At 51.8% G+C, this 22,711-nt stretch carries 19 protein-coding genes; 9 read left to right on the top strand and 10 right to left on the bottom strand.

Features of this window, described 5'->3' with window-relative positions; genetic code table 11:
• Positions 1–58 precede the first annotated feature (58 nt).
• The gene (locus KO508_RS08640) at positions 59–1,435 is read left to right on the top strand and encodes a TolC family outer membrane protein (protein WP_216007925.1); all 1,377 of its coding nucleotides are present in this window, start codon (positions 59–61) and stop codon (positions 1,433–1,435) included.
• A gap of 69 nt (positions 1,436–1,504) precedes the next feature.
• On the opposite strand, the gene waaA is transcribed toward KO508_RS08640, so the two are convergent.
• Positions 1,505–2,758, bottom strand: coding sequence for a lipid IV(A) 3-deoxy-D-manno-octulosonic acid transferase (gene waaA, locus KO508_RS08635; RefSeq protein WP_216007924.1), 1,254 nt, complete (start codon positions 2,756–2,758; stop codon positions 1,505–1,507).
• Positions 2,759–2,881: 123 nt separating this feature from the next.
• Here waaA and lpxL point away from each other — a divergent pair, with 123 nt between their 5' ends.
• From lpxL to KO508_RS08620, 3 genes are read left to right on the top strand one after another with little or no spacing between them, the layout of a single operon-like run.
• A complete protein-coding gene (lpxL, locus tag KO508_RS08630) occupies positions 2,882–3,829 on the top strand; it encodes an LpxL/LpxP family Kdo(2)-lipid IV(A) lauroyl/palmitoleoyl acyltransferase (RefSeq protein WP_216007923.1) in 948 nt (315 codons plus the stop codon).
• On the top strand, positions 3,816–4,793 hold the full coding sequence (locus KO508_RS08625) for a mitochondrial fission ELM1 family protein (RefSeq protein WP_216007922.1): 978 nt from the start codon (positions 3,816–3,818) through the stop codon (positions 4,791–4,793). Before lpxL ends, KO508_RS08625 begins: the two co-directional genes overlap by 14 nt.
• Positions 4,790–5,890 (top strand): glycosyltransferase family 4 protein, encoded by a 1,101-nt coding sequence (locus KO508_RS08620; RefSeq protein WP_216007921.1) that lies wholly within the window; start codon positions 4,790–4,792, stop codon positions 5,888–5,890. The genes KO508_RS08625 and KO508_RS08620 overlap by 4 nt, the downstream gene beginning before the upstream one ends.
• A gap of 23 nt (positions 5,891–5,913) precedes the next feature.
• Here the strand turns inward: KO508_RS08620 and KO508_RS08615 are convergent, their stop codons facing one another.
• The gene (locus tag KO508_RS08615; protein WP_216007920.1) at positions 5,914–6,939 is read right to left on the bottom strand and encodes an ELM1/GtrOC1 family putative glycosyltransferase; all 1,026 of its coding nucleotides are present in this window, start codon (positions 6,937–6,939) and stop codon (positions 5,914–5,916) included.
• Complete coding sequence (locus KO508_RS08610) at positions 6,936–7,958, bottom strand: glycosyltransferase (protein WP_216007919.1); 1,023 nt, start codon at positions 7,956–7,958, stop codon at positions 6,936–6,938. The genes KO508_RS08615 and KO508_RS08610 overlap by 4 nt, the downstream gene beginning before the upstream one ends.
• Before the next feature lie 127 nt (positions 7,959–8,085).
• Between KO508_RS08610 and KO508_RS08605 the strand changes: the two genes are divergently transcribed.
• From KO508_RS08605 to KO508_RS08595, 3 genes are all read left to right on the top strand, one after another.
• Positions 8,086–9,501: a mannose-1-phosphate guanylyltransferase/mannose-6-phosphate isomerase gene (locus KO508_RS08605; RefSeq protein ID WP_216007918.1), complete on the top strand. Its 1,416-nt coding sequence runs from the start codon at positions 8,086–8,088 to the stop codon at positions 9,499–9,501.
• Between the two features lie 48 nt (positions 9,502–9,549).
• Entirely contained in the window at positions 9,550–10,449 is a 900-nt protein-coding gene (locus KO508_RS08600) for a glycosyltransferase family A protein (protein ID WP_216007917.1), read from the top strand.
• A gap of 96 nt (positions 10,450–10,545) precedes the next feature.
• Entirely contained in the window at positions 10,546–11,376 is an 831-nt protein-coding gene (locus tag KO508_RS08595; protein ID WP_216007916.1) for a glycosyltransferase family 2 protein, read from the top strand.
• On the opposite strand, the gene KO508_RS08590 is transcribed toward KO508_RS08595, so the two are convergent.
• From KO508_RS08590 to KO508_RS08575, 4 genes are read right to left on the bottom strand one after another with little or no spacing between them, the layout of a single operon-like run.
• A complete protein-coding gene (locus KO508_RS08590) occupies positions 11,373–12,602 on the bottom strand; it encodes a hypothetical protein (RefSeq protein ID WP_216007915.1) in 1,230 nt (409 codons plus the stop codon). The genes KO508_RS08595 and KO508_RS08590 overlap by 4 nt on opposite strands.
• A gap of 42 nt (positions 12,603–12,644) precedes the next feature.
• Positions 12,645–13,556, bottom strand: a complete 912-nt coding sequence (locus KO508_RS08585; protein WP_216007914.1) for a glycosyltransferase family A protein — start codon at positions 13,554–13,556, stop codon at positions 12,645–12,647.
• A gap of 10 nt (positions 13,557–13,566) precedes the next feature.
• Entirely contained in the window at positions 13,567–14,784 is a 1,218-nt protein-coding gene (locus KO508_RS19045) for an O-antigen ligase family protein (protein WP_216007913.1), read from the bottom strand.
• A gap of 54 nt (positions 14,785–14,838) precedes the next feature.
• Positions 14,839–15,747 (bottom strand): glycosyltransferase family A protein, encoded by a 909-nt coding sequence (locus tag KO508_RS08575; protein ID WP_216007912.1) that lies wholly within the window; start codon positions 15,745–15,747, stop codon positions 14,839–14,841.
• A gap of 204 nt (positions 15,748–15,951) precedes the next feature.
• Between KO508_RS08575 and KO508_RS08570 the strand changes: the two genes are divergently transcribed.
• Positions 15,952–16,830: a lysophospholipid acyltransferase family protein gene (locus tag KO508_RS08570; protein WP_216007911.1), complete on the top strand. Its 879-nt coding sequence runs from the start codon at positions 15,952–15,954 to the stop codon at positions 16,828–16,830.
• Here KO508_RS08570 and KO508_RS08565 read toward each other — a convergent pair whose 3' ends face one another.
• From KO508_RS08565 to glnE, 3 genes are all read right to left on the bottom strand, one after another.
• A complete protein-coding gene (locus KO508_RS08565; RefSeq protein WP_216007910.1) occupies positions 16,831–17,496 on the bottom strand; it encodes a 3-deoxy-D-manno-octulosonic acid kinase in 666 nt (221 codons plus the stop codon).
• Between the two features lie 55 nt (positions 17,497–17,551).
• Complete coding sequence (locus tag KO508_RS08560) at positions 17,552–18,475, bottom strand: branched-chain amino acid transaminase (protein WP_200366607.1); 924 nt, start codon at positions 18,473–18,475, stop codon at positions 17,552–17,554.
• A 78-nt stretch (positions 18,476–18,553) separates the two neighbouring features.
• Complete coding sequence (gene glnE / locus KO508_RS08555; protein WP_216007909.1) at positions 18,554–21,457, bottom strand: bifunctional [glutamate--ammonia ligase]-adenylyl-L-tyrosine phosphorylase/[glutamate--ammonia-ligase] adenylyltransferase; 2,904 nt, start codon at positions 21,455–21,457, stop codon at positions 18,554–18,556.
• 78 nt (positions 21,458–21,535) lie between these two features.
• Between glnE and KO508_RS08550 the strand changes: the two genes are divergently transcribed.
• Entirely contained in the window at positions 21,536–22,705 is a 1,170-nt protein-coding gene (locus KO508_RS08550; RefSeq protein ID WP_216007908.1) for a potassium channel family protein, read from the top strand.
• The last annotated feature ends 6 nt before the right edge of the window (positions 22,706–22,711 follow it).

The following is a 22,711-nucleotide window of genomic DNA, read 5'->3' as shown; positions in this document are numbered from 1 at the left end:
GCATCCCTGTTGAGCGCCTCGAAAGGGCGCAGACGCGCACATGTACTCAGGAGTAACAATGAAAAAACGATTGCTTTCCGGACTTGTTGGCCTCTTGGCGGCACAGCCCGCCCTTTCCTTGGATCTGGTAGAGACCTACGAGAAAGCACTCTCCTACGACTCTGGTATTGCAACAGCTCAGGCCAGATTCGAATCGCAGCAGGCCTCGAGTGATATCAGCCAGAGCGCTTTATTGCCTCAAATTGGCGCCTATGGCGATGCCCAACATATTGATATTGACGGCCCCAACCAAGACAACAGCTATCGCGAGCTAAAATACGGCCTTCAACTGACACAGCCTCTGTTTCGCGCTGACGCATGGTTTCGCTATGACGCCAGCCAGTTTCAAACAGACTCAGCACGTGCTCAGTACAATCTGGCCCAACAGCAACTGATTCTTGACGTCGCAACTGCTTACTTTAACGTGTTGCGAGCGCAAGATACGGTAATGACCTCTCAGGCCACCGAGGCAGCAATCCAGCGCCAATACGAGCAAGCTCAAGAGCGTTTTGATGTGGGCCTTATTGCCATCACAGAAGTGTACGAAGCCCGCGCCAGCTACGACGACAGCAGGAGCTTACGCATCGCTGCAGAGAACCAAGCAAACATTGCCAAGGAACAGCTGGCCCGTTTGACTGGCGAATACACGAACGAACTGGAAAACCTGCGCCAGAATTTCCCTCTTGGCCGCCCGGAGCCCATGGACCCAGCTGCGTGGGAAATGACCGCGCTGGAGCAGAACTGGTCTATTCAGTCTGCCATGTATGATTTGAACGCCAGTGAATCCGGATTAAAACAAGCCAAGGCGGGCCACTACCCCACCTTGGATCTAAGTGCGTCTTACGGTAAATCCGATGTTCACGGTATCGAGCAAAATCCGCCCGCCCTGCAGCGTGACGGCGAAACAACTCAGGGTGTTATCGCGCTGAACCTCACGGTGCCTTTGTACTCGGGCGGCGGCACTCAAGCGGGGGTGCGTCAGCAGAGGTCTTTGGTGACCGTGGCAGAACAGTCGTTGAATACCGTTCGCCGCGACGTGCGTGTCAATACCCGCAGCCTGTTCCTGACGATCAACAATAATATTGAAACAGCTTCAGCTCTGGAGCGCACCATCATCTCCCGCCGCAGCGCACTCGATGCCACTCGCGCGGGTTATGACGTAGGCACTCGGAATATCGTTGAAGTACTGGATGCGGAACGAGCTTACTACGTGGCCCTGAGAGATTACGCCAACGCACGCTACGACTACGTCATCAACATGCTTCAGCTAAAACAGGCTGCAGGCACACTCAGCCCGAGAGATTTGATTGAACTGAACAACTGGCTTAGCGCCAACGCACCGGGCATTGAGGCTCTCGCCAACGATAAAGAAACCCTGAAGGACCCGACCCTTTAGGTTAACCTTTAATACTCGGACAATGACTGAAACAGGGTGTGGAACCCAGCTTCCGCACCCTGCCTCTCATCACACCCTCGCAATGATTCCATCAACAACCCTATCCAGTGCACCCTTATTCTTGTTAACCACCGAGAGCGCCCGCTGACCACTCGCCTGACGCTCATCAGCATTGCTGAACAAAGTTGATAAGTGATGAAAGAGTTCATCGCTGTTACCGACCATGGTCACACCACCACCGTCAAGGAGACTTTGATAGATCGTTTCAAAGTTGAACACGTGGTGCCCGGAAACCACAGGGATGCCCCAGCCTGCGGGCTCTAAAGGGTTGTGACCGCCGCGCCGAATCAGCGAACCGCCAACAAAAGCTACATCACTGGCGCCATAGAGCATCATCAACTCACCCATGGTGTCGGCAAGGTATACTTGGGCACCTGAAAAATCATCGCCCAACGAGCGCCTCGCCAGAGAAAACTCATTTTGGAGAGCCAAATCCGCCACGGATTCAAACCGCTCGGGGTGGCGTGGCACGATAATCAAAAGTGCTTCAGGTTGATCGCGCAAAAGTTGCTTATGCGCTGCCAATAACTGGGCATCTTCGCCATCATGGGTGCTGCCAGCAACCCATACAGGACGGTTAGATAGGGACTGTTTTAACTGCAGTGATTCTTGACGCACCGCCTCAGGTATATCCACATCAAACTTGACGCTGCCAGTAACGGCAACTTTAGAGGCAGCCACCCCTATTCTGCGAAAGCGCTCTGCATCCTTTTCAGCCTGAGCAGCCACCCAACTGATGCTGCGCATAATCGGCGCAACCAGACGCTTAACACGTTCGTAACCCTGTGCAGAACGTTCGGAGAGTCGTGCATTGATCAGGAATACCGGCACACCTCTGGAGCGGCTTTGGCGAATCATGTTTGGCCATATTTCCGTTTCCATAATGACCAGAATCCTAGGATTGACCCGATTCAGAAAGCGGCGTATCGACCCGGGAGTATCATAGGGTGCGTAGGCATACTGAACCTGACCACCAAACATTTTCATCGCCTGCGTGAGGCCTGTGTCCGTCATGGCTGTCATCAAGACAGTAATATCGGGATTGCGGGCGAGCAGTCGCCGCACCATGGGCGCCGCGGCAATCGTCTCACCCACCGACACAGCATGTACCCAGACAACCGTACCGCTGGCCCGAGGCACAAAGCCAACACGCTGTTGCCAATTCACCCTTAGTTCCGGCGCCTCTCGGCCTTGCCACCACAACCGCAGTAGAATAAACGGTAGCGCCAAGCGTATAAGCTGTGAATAAATAAATTGAAGCACGCAGGACCCCCAGAAAACCAAGTGCGATATCATATCGTAAAGCCTAATCATTTGCTTCCGACTCACTCTACCGGGCAGCATAGGCCAAGCACTAACCCACTGAGCTTGCAGGGCAGATTTCAAGTGACTAAGACATACCGCCATCAGGCGCGCAATACAGACTACTCAGCCTACCGCCACCCCCGCTGGTGGCCGACTTGGGTTGGGATTTTTGTCATGTGGTGTTCCGCACAACTCCCTATCCGCTTTCAGTGGTGGTTAGGCAAGTGCATAGGGCTTCTAGCGTTGCGGCTAACCAAAAAACGGCGTCACATCGCCGAGGTTAATATACGCCTGTGCTTCCCCGAGCTTCCTAAGGCACAGCAAGATGCATTAGTTCGCAACACCTTTATCGCAAACGGCATTGGCTTAATGGAATTGGGAACAGCCTGGTTCCGAAACCCTGCAAAGTTAACAGACATAACGGAAGTTCATGGCAAGGAACATCTTGATAACGCCTTGGCCGAAGGCAAAGGCGTGTTGCTACTCGGGGGCCATTACAGCACTCTAGACTTAGGGGGCAGCTTGGTTACCGAGTACATAGAAGCTGACGTTATGCAGCGGGATCACAATAACCCTCTGATGAACGCCGTTATGACCCGGGCAAGGGAGCGCCGCTATGAGACGGTTCTTGGCGCACGAGATCTCCGTGGCCTGTTCCGCAGCCTGCGAAACAACCGCACGGTGTGGTATGCCGCAGATCAAGACTACGGCCGCAAAGATATTGTTTTCGCCCCATTTTTTGGGGTGCCAACGGGCACCATTACGGCCACCTCCCGTATTGCTGCACGCAGCCACTGCAAAGTAGTCCCGTTCAGCCACTTCCGGAGGCAGGATAAACCGGGCTATGACATTTACTTCCACCCTCCTCTGGACCCATTTCCCAGCGGCGACGACATGCAGGACGCAACCGAAATCAACCAGATTCTTGAGCGAGAAATCCGCCGCGCTCCAGACCAATACCTCTGGATGCACCGTCGTTTTAAAACACGGCCGGACATAAACGACCCGGGCTTTTATGGCGACAAATAACCCTTCTGTTACGCCTGTAATATGGTTGCTTACAGACAACAAGCCCGGGCACCGGAATCAGCTAAAAGGTCTGGGTAACCGATTGCGGGTTAAAGCCGGCGCCAGTCTGTTCTGGATTTCAACTCAAGACACCAAGGTTCCGCTTTGGCGGGCGTTACTGGCAATCCCCCCTTCACTGGACCCGTCGCTCCCCCAACCCGATCTGGTTATTGCTGCAGGCTCCGGCACACACAGGCTTTTACTCTCACTAAGAAGGCGCAGAAACGCCAAAACGCTGGTGATTATGAAGCCCAGCTTCCCACGCCAATGGGTCGATGGCGCCATAATTCCTGCCCATGATGGCGTAGCACAAGACCAGAAAACGCTAATCACCGAAGGCGCCATAAACACCGTCACACCCCTTGCCAGAGTTACTGACAAACCGGAGGCTCTGTTATTACTTGGGGGGCCATCGGCACATTTTGACTGGGACGACGACGTGATACTCGGGCAGGTGGCTCACCTGATCGGCGAATATCCTGAATGGCGCTGGACGATTACGAGTTCAAGGCGAACACCAGAAGCGCTCGTAACAAAAATTGATGAGTTTTCAAGCGCCAAAATTAGCGTGGTTACCCCTGAACAGACACATGAAAATTGGCTCAACCATCAAATCGCTGCATCCCGCGCCATTTGGGTAACACCGGACAGCATGTCCATGGTGTGCGAGGCAGCAACATCCGGGGTACCAACCGGACTATTCCAACTACCAGAACACTCCGGAAGCCGTGTTGCAAACGGCATATTAGAACTCGTAAAAGCGGGTTATGTGGCACGTTGGAGTGATCATGCAGCGGTCATGGTAGGCAAAACCGGCCAGAAAAAGGCTCTCTGGGAAGCGGACCGGGCTGCCGATTGGGTGATACAACGCTGGCTTGCACCAGATACCCAAAAGCGATCAAAACCAAAGAGGGGGAGCTCTTGAAAATCCTTCAGGCACTGCCGGCGCTCCACAGTGGCGGAGTAGAGAGAGGCACCGTCGAGTTTGCTGCGGACCTTGTACGGCGCGGCCACGAGTCCTTTGTCGTTTCTAATGGTGGCCCTCTGGCGAAGCGCCTTGAGGAGCAAGGCTCGACTCACATTGAAATGCCCATTCATCGTAAGTCGCCGGCGTCGTTGGGGCAAATCCGCCCCATGCGATCCCTGATTCAGGAGTTGCAACCAGACATTATTCACGTGCGCTCACGCATGCCCGCTTGGATTGTGCGCCTTGCATGGAAGGGGTTACCCATACATCAGCGGCCAGCCATTGTTTCAACCTTTCACGGCATGTACTCCGTTAATCCGTATAGCGCCATCATGGCAAAGTCCGATCAGGTGATTGCAGTATCCAATTGCGTGCGGAACTACATCATCCAAAACTATCAAGTTCCGGAGCAAAAACTGACGGTCATTCAGCGTGGCGTGGATGTGGATTATTTCCAGCGCAGAGAATTGAACGAGGCATGGCGTCATGCTCTAGTAGCGAAGTTTCCCGAGCTCCAAAACAAACGCATTCTGATGATGCCCGGGCGCATTTCGCGGTGGAAAGGCCAATTACAGTTTCTTGACGTCATGCAGGAGATCACCCGCAAAAACCCAGATTGCCACGGTATTATTGTGGGCGGAGCGGAATCGGGCAAAGAGCGCTTTATGCACGAGCTTGAGCGATATAGGAAGAAGCTTGGGCTTGCCAACAAGGTGACGTTTCTGGGGCAGAGAGACGACATGGCAGAGCTATACCTCTTTGCCGATCTGGTGTGCCACATGTCCACCAAGCCAGAACCTTTTGGTCGCACAGTGACTGAAGCGCTATCCTCAGGCACACCTGTGGTTGCCTTTAACCGAGGCGGCGCGGCAGAAACATTACAAGCCTGTTTTCGCGATGGGCTGGTAACACCAGATGATACCCATGAGTTCGCACAGGTAGCCCTCAAACTGTTACAGGGCAGAACTCCAGCCATTGAAATTCCGTACCGTTTTCGGCTTCAAGCGCAAACTGAGTCTACGCTCGATATATACCAGAAATTGGTACAACAATAGTCTGGTAGAGAACGAGCCTGCAGTTACCGAAAGCGTTGCAGCGAGGGAATCAGTTTTTCTAACTGGGAGAGCACCAGGTCACCAGCGCGATCGTCTTTATTGGCGTTACTTGGCAGACTAGGCACACCTGATCCTAACGGGTGCAGATTACAGTATCCCGCCTCCTGAAAGCGCAGAAGCGCTTTACGGTGACGCTCACTTGGCTGTGCATTGTCTGGCGCCAAAACAACGGTTGGCTTTTGGCTCGCAATTGCTTCATTAACCATCGTCATGCTGTCCCCCGTGACAAAAACGACATCCGCCGCGCCCAGATAGCTGCTCATGACTTTTTTGGGTTCATTGCTCCACCAAACGGAGTCTGCCAACACTGCCTGCGGCAACTCGTTTCTTAACAACTGCTCACCTGCATCACCCGTGCGCCGCGAGGTCGTAACAAGCCACCGGCAATCGTCTCGATTAGATAAACCCTCGACAAGCTCCCCTAGGTGCCGCCACGTAGCCTCTTCATAAATAAAGCCTGAACCGTCACCACCAACAATAAGGCTGTAGAGCGGTTGCTGTGCCTGCAACTGCAAACTGGCTCGCAGCATACGGCCCTTACGGCCTTGCTCGCTCAGATCAGTTCCCGTTGGAACCAGATCCATAACGATATTGTGCGGCTCTCCGGTCGGCTCAAGGGTCAAGTGTGCCGCAAAGTCATCCGAATTCAACCTGCGACTTGAACCCAAAAATACATTCGGCACAGACCACTTTCGTGCCAAGGCAATGTTCAAAAACGAGGTATTCCCGCCCGCAGAGATGATCAGATCCGGCGGTGTGTCACCAAGACCCCTTGTACGATAAAAAGCCTTGCCAACATTGGTGCCTATGCCACGCACTTTGAGCGCATAAGGCAACAAAACACGTGCCGCTGGTCTCGCACGTAAACTGACCGTTTGCTCCGAGCAAACTAACTCGTATCGCTTCGACAGCCAATGCACCAAACCCCGCGCCTGATGGACATGACCGGGAACGCCATCCGATAAAATCAGCACCTTCAATCTGGTCACTTACGGCCCATTACCTCCTGATAAACATTGAGCGTTTCGGCAACCATATTATCGACCGTTAACGCCTGCTGAGCCCAATCAAACAGTGATGCCTGATCCTGCTTAGCCATCTCAAGGTTTTGCATCAGCCCGCTCAATCTATCGCTGAGCGCCTCAACATTATCGCACTCAACTAGATACTCAGGTGGCAGCACCTCCTCAGCACCAGGCACCCTTGTAGATAGTACGGGTAGACCGCACAGCAACGCTTCGGCCAACGCATAACTAAACCCCTCACGATGAGAGGCGAACACGAGCAAGTCCGCCACCTGCATCATTGCCCGAACATCAGAGCGAAAGCCCGCCAGCTTCACGCACTGCTCCAAGCCTCTTTTGCGAATCATGCTTTCCAGCGTGGGTCGCTCTGCCCCCTCTCCAACAATAATTAATTGCCCATGGCGGGGCTGCCACGCTGAAATCAGGTTATCAAAGGCTTTAGTGGGTACCAACCGACCGACGGACAGGGTTATTGGAAGATGTGCTCTCAAATCAAAGGTTTGCGCAAATGCGTACCGATCAACCGCTTGCTCGGAACAAGGTTTGATACCGTTGTAAACAACACGCACATCAGGGTGTGTAAGGTTGGAAGTTACACCCTTACTGACACCTATAACTGTTTGCATTCGGGCAAACATCCCAGTCGAACGCTTACTATTATGAATAGTCCCCACGCGATACCCGGGAACTACGACCCTAATATGTGCCAGCATTTCAACCGCTTTGTTAGCTTGGGCATGAACGATATCAGGGGCTTCCTGTCGTAAAATCCAAGCAAGGTGCCCTAACAGTAGCGGATTACGGCGCCCTCCACTTAAATCGAGTGCGATATGCTTCACAGATGGCTCAAAGCGACTGCGGTATTTTTTATGACCTATGGCGACCAGATTGCAGCCAGCACTCGCCAAGCCGTTACTAAGCTCAACGAAATGGCTCTCAAGCCCACCGTCTCCGTCTCCGGCCATGACCTGACATACTTTCATCCACAACCTCTTTGTATTAGTCAGGGGATTTGGCGCCCCCCTTAACTGCCAGACAGAGCAGCCTGTGTTAATATTCCGCCCTTCGAAGATGCCAATGCTGACTTAAAGCAACGTTTGGAGCAATTGCATGATTTATCCCGTCATTATGGCTGGTGGCACCGGCTCACGCCTTTGGCCACTGTCTCGGCAGCTGAACCCGAAACAGTTTCTTAAGCTGACCGACGGTCCGCTCTCTATGCTGCAATCTACAGTGGCCAGGCTCGATGGAATGGACATTCGCAAACCGCTGCTAATTTGCAATGAGGAGCACCGCTTTTTGGCGGCAGAGCAGATGCGACAATCCGGACTTGAGGACAGCAGCATTATTCTGGAGCCTTGCGGTCGTAACACCGCGCCTGCCATCGCGCTGGCAGCGCTTCGCCTGTGTGAGAGCAGCGATAGTGAAGACCCTTTAATGCTAGTTCTTGCCGCGGACCACCTCATCAAAGATGTAAGTGCTTTCCAACAAGGCGTAGCAAAAGCCGTACCTTTAGCCCAAGAAGGCAAGCTTGTGACCTTCGGAATTGTTCCCCATCAACCGGAAACCGGTTACGGATATATACACCGTGGAGCTGAACTTTCTGCTGATTGTTACTCGGTTGATGGCTTTGTTGAAAAGCCCGACAGTCAAACGGCTAAGGCCTATCTTGAATCAGGAGAGTACCTCTGGAACAGCGGCATGTTTATGTTCGGTGCCCAGCAGTACCTAAACGAACTTGAGTTACACCGCCCGGATATTCTCAAAGCCTGCCGTGCGGCTATGGCAGACACCCATGAAGACCTTCACTTTATCCGGGTTAACTCCGAGCTGTTCGCCAGTTGCCCCTCCGAATCCGTTGACTACGCCGTTATGGAAAAAACCGATCACGCTGCGGTTGTTTCTCTTGACGCTGGGTGGAGCGATATAGGTTCCTGGTCCGCTCTTTGGGAAGTTAACGATAAAGACGCTGAGGGAAATAGCCTGAGTGGAGACGTGATAGCTCTCCAAGCCAGCAACACCCTTGTGCGTGCAGACAGTAGGCTCGTCGCCACGATTGGTGTCGATGATCTTGTAATCATTGAAACCAAAGACGCGGTTCTCGTTGCTCGCAAAGACAAGGTTCAGGAAGTAAAAGCAGTGGTCGAGCAAATCCGCAATGATGGCCGGCACGAACATATGAACCACCGTGAGGTGTATCGCCCCTGGGGCGTTTATGACTCCATAGACAGTGGCCATCGCTATCAAGTCAAGCGAATCACTGTGAAGCCTGGCGCCAAGCTTTCCGTGCAGATGCATCATCATCGCGCCGAACACTGGATCGTCGTCAGCGGCACCGCAAAGGTAACGAACGGCGAAAAAACCTATCTGGTCACTGAAAATCAGTCCACTTATATCCCGATAGGACAGGTGCATTCTTTGGAAAACCCGGGCGTTATCGATTTAGAGCTAATTGAAGTCCAGTCCGGCTCCTATCTCGGTGAGGATGATATTGTCCGGTATGAAGATCGATACGGCAGAAAGTGAGGCTTTGAGTCTGCCTAACAAAGAGACCAAACAACCTAAGGGGTCGCAATGATCTTCTGCATCTTTTCTTTCAACAGGGGCCAGTTCCTAGAAAACTGCATCCGCTCCATTGAAAGTTGCGCCCCAGGGCACCCTATCACGATTTTTGATGACAACAGCAACGACCCTGAAACAATACGAGTACTCGAAAACTATAGTAAGACGCACGACATCATTCGACCCGATCAAAATGTAAAGTCGCGCCATCACCTTGGTGGGCTCTATGGCAACATGCAGCTGGCCTTCGAAAAATTTCGCCATGCTGACTTAGTCTGTTACCTGCAAGATGACACTCAAATGGTGCGACAATTGGGTGACGACGACTTTGCTAAAATTGAACACGCTTTTACCGCAGAGCCTTCGCTCGCCTTTATAAGCCCATGCTTTATTCGCGGAATTAATTTTACTAAGAACGCCCAATACTCCTATAACTCTGGGCTTGGGCTCTATTTCAAGGAATCCACACCGCGCAGTTCAGGCGCCTATTTTTCCGCACTGCTCATAATGAAGCCCCAACGTTTGGTATCCGCCAAATGGACATTTTCTCACTCAGAGCCGGAAAATAATAAAGTAGCGGCCAAAGCTTTTACACTAATGGGCTACCTTCATGCCCCATTTGCTATGTGGCTGCCTGAGGTCCCAGCATATCGCGGCAAGAAAAAGACGATCGGTTTAAAGCTTGCTGAAAAAAAGAGAAACTGCGGTTACTATCCGTTTGCACTGATGTCAGAACAGGAAAGCACGTCTCTTAAACATAGAGACAGTCACAAGCTACCTGTTGCAGAAGACTTTTTGCGTTGTGAAGGTTTTGAACCACCAAAACCATGGGCCTATAATCCGCTGGCGAATACTGGCTGGTTGAAACCCTTAAATCAGCTTGAGGTGAGCGTTCGTCGTTTATTAAAGTAACTCAGGCATCCCACGAGCAATCCCGAAGTTGTATTACCCCTGATTCAAGGGCCGCCTCTGGCCTCGGAGTCAAAGATTACTTACAGGACTGACACCATGAAGCTTTCTGTCATTATGACCACTTACAATTCGCCAGAGTGGCTTGAAAAAGTTCTGTGGGGATACAGCGTCCAGTCCCATGAAGACTTCGAGATGATCATTGGAGACGACGGATCTACAAAAGAGACCCAAGAGGTTATCGACCGCATTCGTGACGAAACCGGCATGAAGATTAAACACGTATGGCAGGAAGACAAGGGCTTTCGGAAGTGTCGAATCCTGAATAAATCTATCTTAGAGGTAGAGTCAGAGTATGTCGTTTTTACTGACGGCGACTGCATACCTCGCAAAGACTTCCTAGAAGTTCATGCCCGGGAAGCAGAGCCTAATAAATACCTTTCTGGCGGTTATCACAAGCTCCCTATGAGCACCAGCAAGGCCATTACTAAAGACGACATCATCAGTGGGCGCTGCTTTGATCTAAAATGGTTAAAAGCTAACGGTCTTAAATCCAGCCATAAAAACAGCAAGCTCACCGCGACCCCGCTCAAGGCGAAAATTTTTAACGCCCTCACGCCAACAGCCTGCAACTTCAAAGGGTCGAATGGCTCAGCTTGGCTCAAGGACATCTTGGCAGTGAACGGCTTTGACGAACGAATGCCCTGGGGCGGACTTGATCGTGAGTTTGGCGTGAGGCTTACTAATATAGGCATCAAGCCCAAGCACGTCCGCTACAACGCTATTGTTATCCATTTGGACCATAAGCGTGGGTACAAAGACCCTGAGCTTGTCGCAGCTAACAAGGCCTTGCGTGTGGATTCAGAAAAACAAGGAATCACACGCACCACTCACGGAATAGAGCAGCTTTCTCGCCCCGCCCATAATTAAGAGCGCGGGCGGGACGACATCAAGTTTTGGCAGAGTTGGTGAAAGTTATCGGCAATCTCGTCACGCTGATAGCCTTGAAGCGCTTCAAAATTACCTGCGAGTTGCTCGTAGGTCCCATCATTCACCCAGCGGACCAGCATTTGAGATAAAGACGCCTGAGTTGGCTCAAAATACTCGACAACCCCGTTGAGAGCGCCCTTCATTTGATAGCCAGAAACAACCAACGACGGTTTTCTGTAGAGCAGCACATCAACATCAATCCCAGACGCCTTACTTTTTCCGTATACCTCGTGATACTTCCGAAAGTGAGTGTGAACTTGTATAGGCGCAAGCAAAAAGTCGATGCTCTTAACTTTCTCTTCAAACACCTCGGCCGGCACGTAGCTTTCGCTATAGTCCAAGGAGAACATCTGGCCCTCCAGAGATTTGAACTTCGCAAGAATTGACTGCGCTTGTTTATCGGCAGCCTTTCCAAGCAAAACAAGCCGAACCGGCTTATTGAGCTGCGCCAAACACGCTTTAAGAGCGCTGAACACCAACTCAAAATCCTTCTTCGCATTCGTCACTTTTCCTGTGATTGCGATTCGGACCTCTTCATCACTTTTCACTAGGGTCTGATGTTTTGTTCCAAGAAACCCAAATGGCAACACCGGAGGTAGAACCCGGGAGGCGGGTAGCCATTTGTTTTTCAGTACATAATCGGTAATGGCTTGATTGGGAAACATGAAGTAATCAATTTTTTGGAATAGCCTATCTTTTGCGCGCCACTCCCCGCCAACCAACACTTTTCGAATCAGGTGAGAGAGGATGCCAAAGATATTCACAAATGGTTTATGGAAGTGTCCCCAGGGGGCAAAATCGCAATGCGCATTATGCACTCTAACCATTGAGGGCGCTGCGGACTCGATTTGAGCCAGCTCATCCCAGTAGTGGCGAATCGTGTTGAAGTATAGAATATCCGCAGACTCAAAAACGGCTTTCATTCGGCGGATAAATACATCAACTGACTCATCAGGCTTTTTCAGGTGTGCAGTGAAAACGGAACCGCTGTTGGCGTCCAACCCTGCATCTTCAAAAATTTTCGGCAGTGTCACAATCGAAATCTTGAAAAGGCCGTTTCCCAGAACCTCAACAATATTCCGAATCAGCTCACTGTGGTGGTGCAGCTCGACCACAACAAGATGAATGACCGGCTTCACTTTGTCATCCAACGCAACTTGATTCATAAGGTTCTAACCCGTCCAATTCGGCCGAGGGCCGCCAGCATCTTATAACTTGAATAAACGCCTAAGGGCCAACTCTAAGCTATTCAGTTTTTTGAGCCAGCGACTCCCTTGCATGGGATAGTATCCCCAAGGCGTTGGCAGGTTGCTATTCGTACACTCCAGAAAATCTTCTGCAATAGGCAGCACATCAGACGACCGGGTATTTAAGCTGCGGACCTCCTGATCGCTCATTATCTTATAGGGGTACAGGTCGCACCCCCTTGCCCTTTCTGCCAACTTCAATGCTAGGGTCTTACGCTTTCCGCGGTATGCGGGCACTTCAGGTAGCCACATTGCGAACGGCGAAAATAGGTGGCCTATCCGCTCGAAATGCTGTCTGGCCTGCTGGTCGTTCTCGGGTTCATTTCTGCGAAACAACCAGCCTTTATCCAACAACCTAGAAGGGCGAACAATCAGGATAGCTGAGAAGTACTGGCCTGCACTCTGCCCTGTATCGCTTCGACGATAGGCCGCTAAATCGGGATTGAAATCCAACGTTGAGACATCCCGCTCTCGATTTATCCCTTTTAAAAAACATGGATGAAGAAATGCAAGGTTTGGATTCTCATCAAACGTGCGATCGAATCCCGCTATTTCGTCGCTAGCAAGAGGGCGGACAACTTGCATGTCATCTTGCAAAAAACAAACAAGACTGCGGTCGGCAGCATACTCCAGCGCCGACTGCATATTGCCGTACAACCCCCCCAGCTTGTGCGTGGACTGGTTTCCAGGCTGCAGCACTTCATGCTTATCTGCGAATCGGGCTAGCACCTCGCAGGTATAGTCGTCGTAGCTTTCGTCATCAAAAATCGCAATATCCGCGTCCGGTACGCACTGCTCGATTGTACTTATGCAGTGCTCCAAAAACCGACCGCGATTGAATGAAAAAACACAGAATAGAAGCCTAGTATTCATAGATAACCTATCAATCAGTGCGTTCGGGAGAAACTTTGCTCCAGAACCAAACGAAGGCCACTGGAAACCAAAAAAACAACCACAGCATTTTTATTGACGAGATAACGCCCTGTGAAACAGTCAGCGTGAGAATAAACACCAACCCAAGTATGCCTACTAAGCGCACCTTTTCCTGACTCGCCAACGCTGAACTGTATACACTCTTAAATAGCAGCCCGGCCATTAGAATGAGGAATAGCACACCAATGATCCCTGTTTCTACTAGTGTGCCCACATAAACACTGTGAGGATGAAAAACGGGAATGCCATTGGGTTTCCAAAACGCCTCTACTGCAGGGACGTACCGACTTTCTGTTCCCAGCCCGAAGCCAAATAACCAAGAGTCCGGCGGATAGTCTATATATCCCTTCCAAATTTCTAGCCGATAAGAGGTTCCTCTAGCCATCAACTGGTCCATTAACGACTCGGGGCCATAGGTGATTACTACCGCACCAACCACCATGGCTATAGCGACAACCGAAATAAGGAAGCTCCTGAGCCTGACGCCCGAGTGCAGCTCAACGATGGCGATAAATGGCAAATAAGCTAGCATCGCAACGATGGGGCCACGGCTCTCGGAGAGCAAAACGGCCACTGCGACGAGAGCCAAGGTAAACAGCAGCAAAAGGCGGTCTCTTACTGCTGTTGGAGCGACTTGCTTAGCTAGAACAAAATGCGCAATCGCCAAAAACACGATAAACACGGCGCCGGCATGGATAGGGTTATGCAGGCCGCCAAAGCCGGTCAGTCGCCCTTGCATGCCATCCAAAAGCACAAACTTCAAAATTCCGGCTAATGCAGCGCAACATGTAATAACCAAAAGATATTTGGCCCACCACACGGGGCGGCGCATTACATCTGGCAGCCATGCCCAAAGAGCAAGAAGACCAAATGCTGCTTCGATAGACCATCGCAGGGCTCGGAAGTGTCCATCAATCGGGCCGAGCCCAACAAAAAAAGTCGTAACCCCTGCGTACACGAAAAAGCACAGCGCCACTTTTAAAAGGGAGTCAACTCTCGCAAAACTAAGTCTTTTCGAAAACAGCAACACCAATACAGCTGGCGCGATTATGCCGTGGAAAAAGACCTTGTAGAGTTCTTGATGCGGCCCCAACACAGCAAGAAAGAGCCAAACAGCCATCAAAACAGGGAATTTAGAGGCCACTCGGGCAGAGAAAGAAGCTGACACTACCCCTCCCTTGCCTGTTGATCCCGAAGCGTTCACCCTGGCACTCCTTCAAAGCTAGTCATTCGCCGAGCCGCTTCCCTGCTTTCTATCTCGTCTTTGCGACTGCCAAACTCGCAACCATGTTCTAAACTTGCTTCGTGTGTCGTTACCACTGTAACGCCCTTTCGCAACATGCCGAATTCGAAAAACACCGGGAATTGAAATGGGCTCGCCCTGGCTGCGAAGCAGCCAACGAAATGCGCGGTCTTCATGGCATTTTGCAAAACTCTCTACAGGTTGCTGATAGAGGCCTATATTTTGGCAATAGCCCACAGCCCTACACACATCGCCATGGGCAATCTGAAGCGGCCCGGTAGCTTTGGATATTTGTCGCGAGGTAAAGGAGGTGGTGTCGATATCCAGTACCTGCGGCTCCGTCGAGCCGACCTGAAGCATAGGGTTGTTTTCAGCCAACAGGTCCGTTGTGCGCTCAACTGCAGGGAATAATAGTGCTTCTTTCCTGCCTTGTAGCACCTCAGCCAAAACATCGAGGCAATCGTCGCGAAACATCAGATCACAGTCTGTAAACCAAACCCAGTCAGCCTTTGTAGCGAGTGCAGCCCGATTGCGGCCAATAGAGCGACGGAAAAGCTGTTGTTTTGGCACTGGCTGCCAGTTCCAAGTAACGCCTGGGACGCTCTGCTGGCCAAAAAAATCCAATAATGCCTTGGTTTTTACATCGTCTGGGCTGTAAAAAACGGTCATTGTTACATCAAGCTTTTGGGGCGGAAAAAGCACAACGGAACTCAGTTGGTACACCAGAAAATGCGAGTAGTTCCAGCAATGACTGACGACTTCCAGCGTTAGATGGCCATTGCGGGCCGCTCGATCATTCTCTGGAGGCAGATTTGGCTCAAACCATCTGGCAGGTATCCAACCACCTGCCGCAAATCGGAAAAAAGCCAATTGGATTAGATTCCACATAGTTGTTGCCCGGGCCACGTCTGGTTCTTGCGCCCGGCAGCAGGGATGACCTCTCACTGGGCGACAGTTCGAAAAGCGAGAAATTCTATCATGGAGCCACATCAAAAACAGAAAACCCTAGATTAACTGAGTGGCCATCGTCTTGTGCGGGCCAGATGACAATGGTACTTTTCCGCTTCGCACTCTGCTGATTGGATTTCTCCTGTGTCCGCCAAACTCATTGCTCTGGCTTTCCGCTTACTATCCCTTCTCAGCCTACGTTGGGCACAACACATCGGCCGTTTTCTCGGGGGCGTAGTGTGGAAACTTGGCGGGCGGTCTGTGGAAACCACGCGAAAGAACCTTCGTGCCTGCTATCCGCATTTTACAGACTCAGAGCGCGAAGAGCTGGGCAAACAGAGCCTTCGTGAAACCGGAGCGACAGCAATGGAAATTCCGTTGATGTGGGAGTGGCCCGTCGAACGTTGTCTAGGTTTGATCAAGGAAATTGAAGGTGAAGAGCTGCTTGATGACTACAAGGCCGACGGCAAAGGCTTGCTCCTTCTAGCACCGCATTTGGGTAACTGGGAACTGGCAGGGTTATTCTTCGCTTCCCGCTACAAAATGGCAGCACTTTATAGCCCACCAAATCGTCCGGAATTTGAAGCCTACATTAAAAACGTACGTAGCCGCAGTGGTTCCGAGCTTGTTGCGACGGATCGGCGGGGAATTATGCGCCTCCTTGCCATCTTACGCGACGGAGGCGTGGTAGGCGTGCTGCCCGACCAAACCCCAAGACAAGAAGGCGGTGAGTTTGCGCCATTTTTTGGCATTCCTGCGGTCACTATGACTCTCGCCTCAAAGCTGATCCACAAAACGGACGCGCACCCTCTGATCACTTTTGCCCAACGGCTGCCCAACGGCGAGGGATTCAAAATAGTTATAAAGCGAGCGGATGACGGCATGACCTCTAAAGACATGTCTGAATCGCTTCTCGCACTGAATCATTCTGTAGAGCGCTGCATTGAATTGGCTCCGGCCCAATATCAGTGGGAGTACAAGCGTTTTCGTAGAACAGCCCCCGGCGAAACACCCGTATACTGATCAGGCCCCGCGGTAACCTGCCATAAAGTCCTGCCAGAATTGATTACGCATATTGCTGTCCAGTTGCCCTAAGCACTTCTTCACTGAACGTTCGAGACGGCGAATATTGCCTTTCTTCCAGCGCTCTCCGGCTTGTTCAGGCATTATGCGGCCACGGTCAAAATCAATCAGGTAGACCTGATCAGCAACCAGAATATTCATGCAATTGAGGTCGGCGTGGAACACACCTGCGTTGTGAAAGTTGCGCACACATTTACCGGCTGCGCGCCAGATTTCTCCGCTCGAAGTGCTGACACATTCTGCAATAGGCTTTGCATCGGGAATCCGGCGGACAATTATAGAAGCAGTGTAGAGCAGGCGCCCACGCAAACGATAGCCTGCTGCCAGAGGCTCAGGAACAGGCAAGCCTCGTTTGAAGAGATGATTTAATAACCGGAATTCAGCAACTGACCGAACGGCTTCCTCACGAGTAAACACATAACCTCGCCGTATAAAGCGCCCGGGTAACCCTCCACGGCAAAAGTGGCGCAAGACAAGCTCGCCACAAGGCGCGTGAATAAACCACGCGGCGCCTCGGCCACCCTGAGTAATTAAAACCGCTTGCTCACCCCAAAACTCCGGATCAAACCATTCTTCCCGGAAATGCTCTTTGGCGGCGAGGGACACCAAATAACCTCCGGTGTCCCCTTTATGCTCGATGTAATCCGCCCCCACTGGGCAATTACCGCACGTGTGTCAGCCAGTCACTATGCTGCGGCAGCTTTCCTTTCACTGCGTCAAAATACATAGCCTGCAATTTCTCGGTTACCGGCCCGCGCTTGCCTGCGCCAATGGCGCGGCCGTCCAGCTCACGAATAGGCAGCACTTCAGCGGCTGTACCGGTAAAGAATGCCTCGTCTGCGATATAAACCTCATCACGTGTAATACGGCGCTCTTTTACCGGAATGTTCAATTCCGCTGCGAAATCCAGAATAGTTTGGCGAGTAATACCTTCCAAACACGAGGTTAGTTCTGGAGTATGCAATACCCCATTTCGCATAATGAAAATGTTCTCGCCGGAGCCCTCAGCCACATAGCCTTCGTTATCCAACAACAGGGCTTCTTCGCAACCACTGGCGATAGCTTCGTTCAACGCCAACATGGAATTGATATAGTTACCATTGGCTTTGGCTTTACACATAGTGATATTAACGTGGTGGCGGGTATAGGAGGAGGTCCGCACCTTGATACCGATTTCCTTGGCTTCCGGCGACATGTAAGACGGCCAACTCCAAGCTGCAATCATCACGTGCACTTTCAGGTTGTCTGCTCGCAGCCCCATGCCTTCAGAGCCCAAAAACGCCATTGGGCGCAGGTAGGCTTCATCCAGATTGTTCTCACGAACTGCAGCACACTGGGCATCGTTCAACTCTTCCTTGGTGAACGGCATTTTCATATTCAGAATATGAGCGGATCGGAACAAGCGGTCGGTGTGCTCTTTCAGGCGAAAAATAGCCGGGCCATTCGCAGTGTTGTATGCGCGCACGCCTTCAAAACAGCCCATGCCGTAATGCAAGGTGTGGGTCAGGACATGGGTTTTGGCATCACGCCAGGGGACCATTTCTCCATCAAGCCAGATAACGCCATCGCGATCAGCCATCGACATGCTTCGTTGCTCCTAAAAAAGCGGTTTTGGGGAACTTGCATTCTAGCAGGAAATTTTGACGGAACGACAGCAGGCAAGCTATACCGCCATGACTTTCTGCCAGACAGATCGAATGTAAACCCGCTCGTCTACAAACGCACCGCCTGCAACCTGACTGTTGAGATTCTGCAGCGCCCGTCTGTGAATGCTGGAGCGCAGCGCAATGTAGGCTTCCCGCAGTTTCTCTGCATCGCTTACAGGCAATACACCTGCCCTGCCCAACTCCTCCATCTGCCGGATATTATCAGACCACTGGGTCAACTCAGGATGCAACTCACACCAGGCGAGCATCAAGTACTGCACCATAAACTCCATATCCACAATACCGCCAGCATCGTGCTTGATGTGGAAAGTCTCTTCTTGTTTGCTCTCCGGCGTGCCCAAGGTGCTGCGCATCTTCTCTCGCATTTCCACCACTTCATGACGCAGCTTGTCTTTATCCCGACTCTGGCAAAGTATGTTATGCCGAACTGTTTCAAACGCTGAAATGGCTTCGGTACTTCCGGCAACGCCCCGGGCTCGGGCCAAAGCTTGGTGCTCCCAAGTCCATGCGTCATTGCGCTGATACTTTTCAAACGCTTGCAACGTACTAACGAGCAACCCGGAATTGCCTGAGGGTCGCAGTCGCATGTCGACTTCATACAGCTGGCCCGACGGTGTTTGGGCATTAAGTATGTGAACAATCCGCTGCCCAAGGCGCGTATAGAAAACCGCATTATCAATGGGCTTATCACCGTCTGTTGCCAGCGCCGGATCGGCTGTGTGAATAAACACAAGATCAAGGTCCGACGTATAACCAAGTTCGATACCTCCAAGCTTGCCATAACCGATAATCGCGAAATCCGTGCCCCTGCTTACACCCTCAGCCTGCCCGGGATAGCCGTGGCGAGCGACCAAATTGGCAAAGGCGACATCCACAACATGATCTAGCACCACCTCTGCAATCCAAGTCAGGTAGTCACTCACCTTCATAAGAGGCAAGGTGCCTTTGAGCTCAGAGGCAGCAACCCGCAGAGTGTGGGCTTTCTTGAAGTGACGCAGCGATTCCATCTGGTTCTCCAGATCATCGTAAGAAATTCGCAGCATTTGCTGTCGCAAGTCATCCTGCAACTCGTCGCGGGCAGGCGGGCTGTATAGGCTTTCGGCGTTAAGCAGCTCATCCAGCAGCAGCGGCGTTTCTGCCAGTTGCCTTGCAATCCATGGGCTTTCACTGCATAGACTTACCAGTTGTGCACGGGCACCCGGGTTTTCCAGCAGCAACACCATGTAAGCCGTTCGACGCAATATCGCTTCAACTAGCTGCAAAACCCGAGAAAGGGTTTCGGAGGGCTTATCTACTTCCGTCAGCGCCTCCAAAAGCACTGGCATAAACTGATTCAAGCGCTTGCGCCCTTGTGTCTGCATAGTTTGGACAGTGCGGCTATCACGCAAACTTCTGAGAAGTCTGAGACTGGCTGCCGGATCTTCATAACCGTGTTTTTCCAGCCACTGGGTGTCTGAAGCCTCATCAACTTCCGCCAGCCATAGCTCGCACCAGCCTTCGTCTAGTGATGACTGAGCGCTGCTATCATCCTCTTCGCTGGCAATAATGTTGGCAAAATGCGTGGCAACATTTTCCCGGTGCCGGGCCAGCTCTTGCTGGCAGCTATGCCAGTCATCAAACCCCATGATCAGCGCAATTCGTGCTCTTGCCAGATCATTTTCAGGCAACAACTGGGTTTGCTTATCTTCCATGCCTTGCAGCACATGCTCCAGATTACGGAGAAAAACATAGGCCTCGCGGAGCTCGTTGATTACCTGAGGCGGCAGCAACTCCAAGACTTCAAGCTCTTTTAGGATGATCAGCAACTCCCGCTGCTGCAGCTCTCTATCCCGGCCACCACGGATGAGCTGGAACGCCTGAACCACAAACTCGATTTCCCGGATGCCACCGCTGCCGAGCTTAATATTGTTCTCCAACCCCTGCCGACGCACTTCACGACCAATCATGGCTTTCATGCTGCGCAAAGACTCGAACGCACTGAAATCAATATATCTTCGATACACAAATGGTCGCAGGCTCTCCATAAGAACCTGACCGGCTTTCATATCCCCAGCCACCACCCGGGACTTGACCATGGCGTAGCGTTCCCAATCACGCCCTTGATCTTGGTAATAGGTTTCCAGTGCCGCAAAGCTCAACGCAAGCGCCCCGCTTTGTCCATAAGGACGTAAGCGCATATCCACACGGAATACAAAACCATCGGCAGTAATCTGATCCAGAGCTTGAATCAGACGCTGACCAAGGCGGATAAAAAATTGCTGATTATCCAGCGAACGACCGCTGCCCCGGGTTTCGCCCTTACCGGGAAACGCAAAAATCAGATCTATATCCGAAGACACGTTTAGCTCGCGCCCACCCAGCTTTCCCATACCTATAACGACCAAGGATTGCGGCACCTCCTCACCCGATACCGGGTCTTTACCCCAAGGCGTGCCATATTGCTCACAAGCGGCTTCATGCAGCCAGTCCAGCGCTCCCTGAATGCAAACCTCTGCAAACGCACTCGTCGCGGCCATGGTCTCCTCTAGGTCGGCCCAGCGCAGCAAATCCCGCCAGATAATTCGGAACTGCGTTTCCCGACGAAAGCGGCGTAAAGCTGCGTGTAAGCTGGGTTCATCGGTGACATCGGCAAGACTCTCACCCCAACGTGCCTGCAAGTAGTCGGGAGTAGTCGGCTCACTCAGCACCCGCGATTGCAACAGCGCGCAGACCTGTTCCGGATGCCGCTCAAGGGTTTGGCGTAAAAAGAGGCTGCGGGCAACAGCCTGAGCAATTACCTCTTCCGATACGCTGGCATCGTCCAGCAGCCAATCGGGCAAACCTTCAGGAAAAACCGAAGCCCAACTGGCAGCAACATCGTCTGCCAAAGGTAACGGAAGGCAATTCCATGGCTCGGACATAATGCAAACCCCTGTCTCTCTGTTATATTTCCGCTACTGTATAACGAACTTACCCGAGACTGAACAGGCCGATACCGGATGCTGAGAAACCGCTTTCCCCTTAACGCCGAGCATGAGAAGAGTCATGTACCCATGGGCGGGCTCATCAGGAAGCGAGTAAAACGCCTATTCATGATTTTGGTAGCACTACTGACCACCCAGATAATGATTATTTGGACGGTTGAAGATCTAACCCTGTTCGAGTCTTTGTGGATGTCGATGACCACCATTGCCACAGTCGGCTATGGCGATTTCGCACCTGTGACCTATATAGGGCGAATTAGCACCATATTGCTCATGTTCGTGGGTGCTATCACCCTGCTAACCCTAATTGTCAGTGATTTTATTGAGTACCGGTTCTACCGCCGGGAACGCATTTTAACCGGACGCTGGATCTATAAAATGAACAACCACATCGTCATCATCAACACACCAAAACACGGCGGCGTAACCTATTTCATGCGCTTTGCAACGCAAATCCGCTCTGTTCAGGGCTATGAAACCATCCCTATCATGCTGCTTACCCGAGAATTCCCCAGTGGACTGCCAGCAGAACTCTCTGACTTGGGTATAGTGCATTTCCACGGTTCCGGCTTCGACCCAGAAGCCTTGAAGGCCGTGCACGCAGGAAGCGCAAAGCACATTGTTGTGTTAGCAGCGGACGAATCTGACCCCCATTCGGACAGCCTGACTTTCGACATCTCCCACCGCCTCGCAGAGCTCAACCTTGGCCAGAAAACAACGGTGGAGTGTGTTACGGACGCAAACCGTAGCCGCTACAAAGAGCTCGGAGTGCGAGCGGTTATACGCCCCGTGCGAACCTACCCTGAAATCATGGTGCGTTCGGTGGTAGCACCCGGATCCGAAAAGGTGCTGGAAGACATGTTCAATTACGAGCAGGATCACCCCCACCGCTACGACTTGGAACTGGACGATCTAAACTGGGCGGACATTGTCAGCGCGTTGATCCGTCATGGCATTGGGACTGCTCTGGCCTACATCGATCACAACGACGAAGTTATCTGCCATCCCCCGATTAGCGAAGAGATTGAGGGGAAAGGGCTTATTGTGCTGGTGAAATCCAATGATACACCGGACCTTGAAGTGATTAAGGAAGCACTGGAGCGCTACCGTAAGTTTATGGAGAAATGGAGAAACATGCAGGAAGATGCGACCATTACTGATCAACCCGCTTCTACTACCCACTGAGCAACT

The sequence above is a fragment of the Marinobacter salexigens genome (genome assembly GCF_018860765.1).
GTDB lineage: Bacteria > Pseudomonadota > Gammaproteobacteria > Pseudomonadales > Oleiphilaceae > Marinobacter > Marinobacter salexigens_A.
This window is presented reverse-complemented; position numbering and strand designations above follow the sequence as displayed.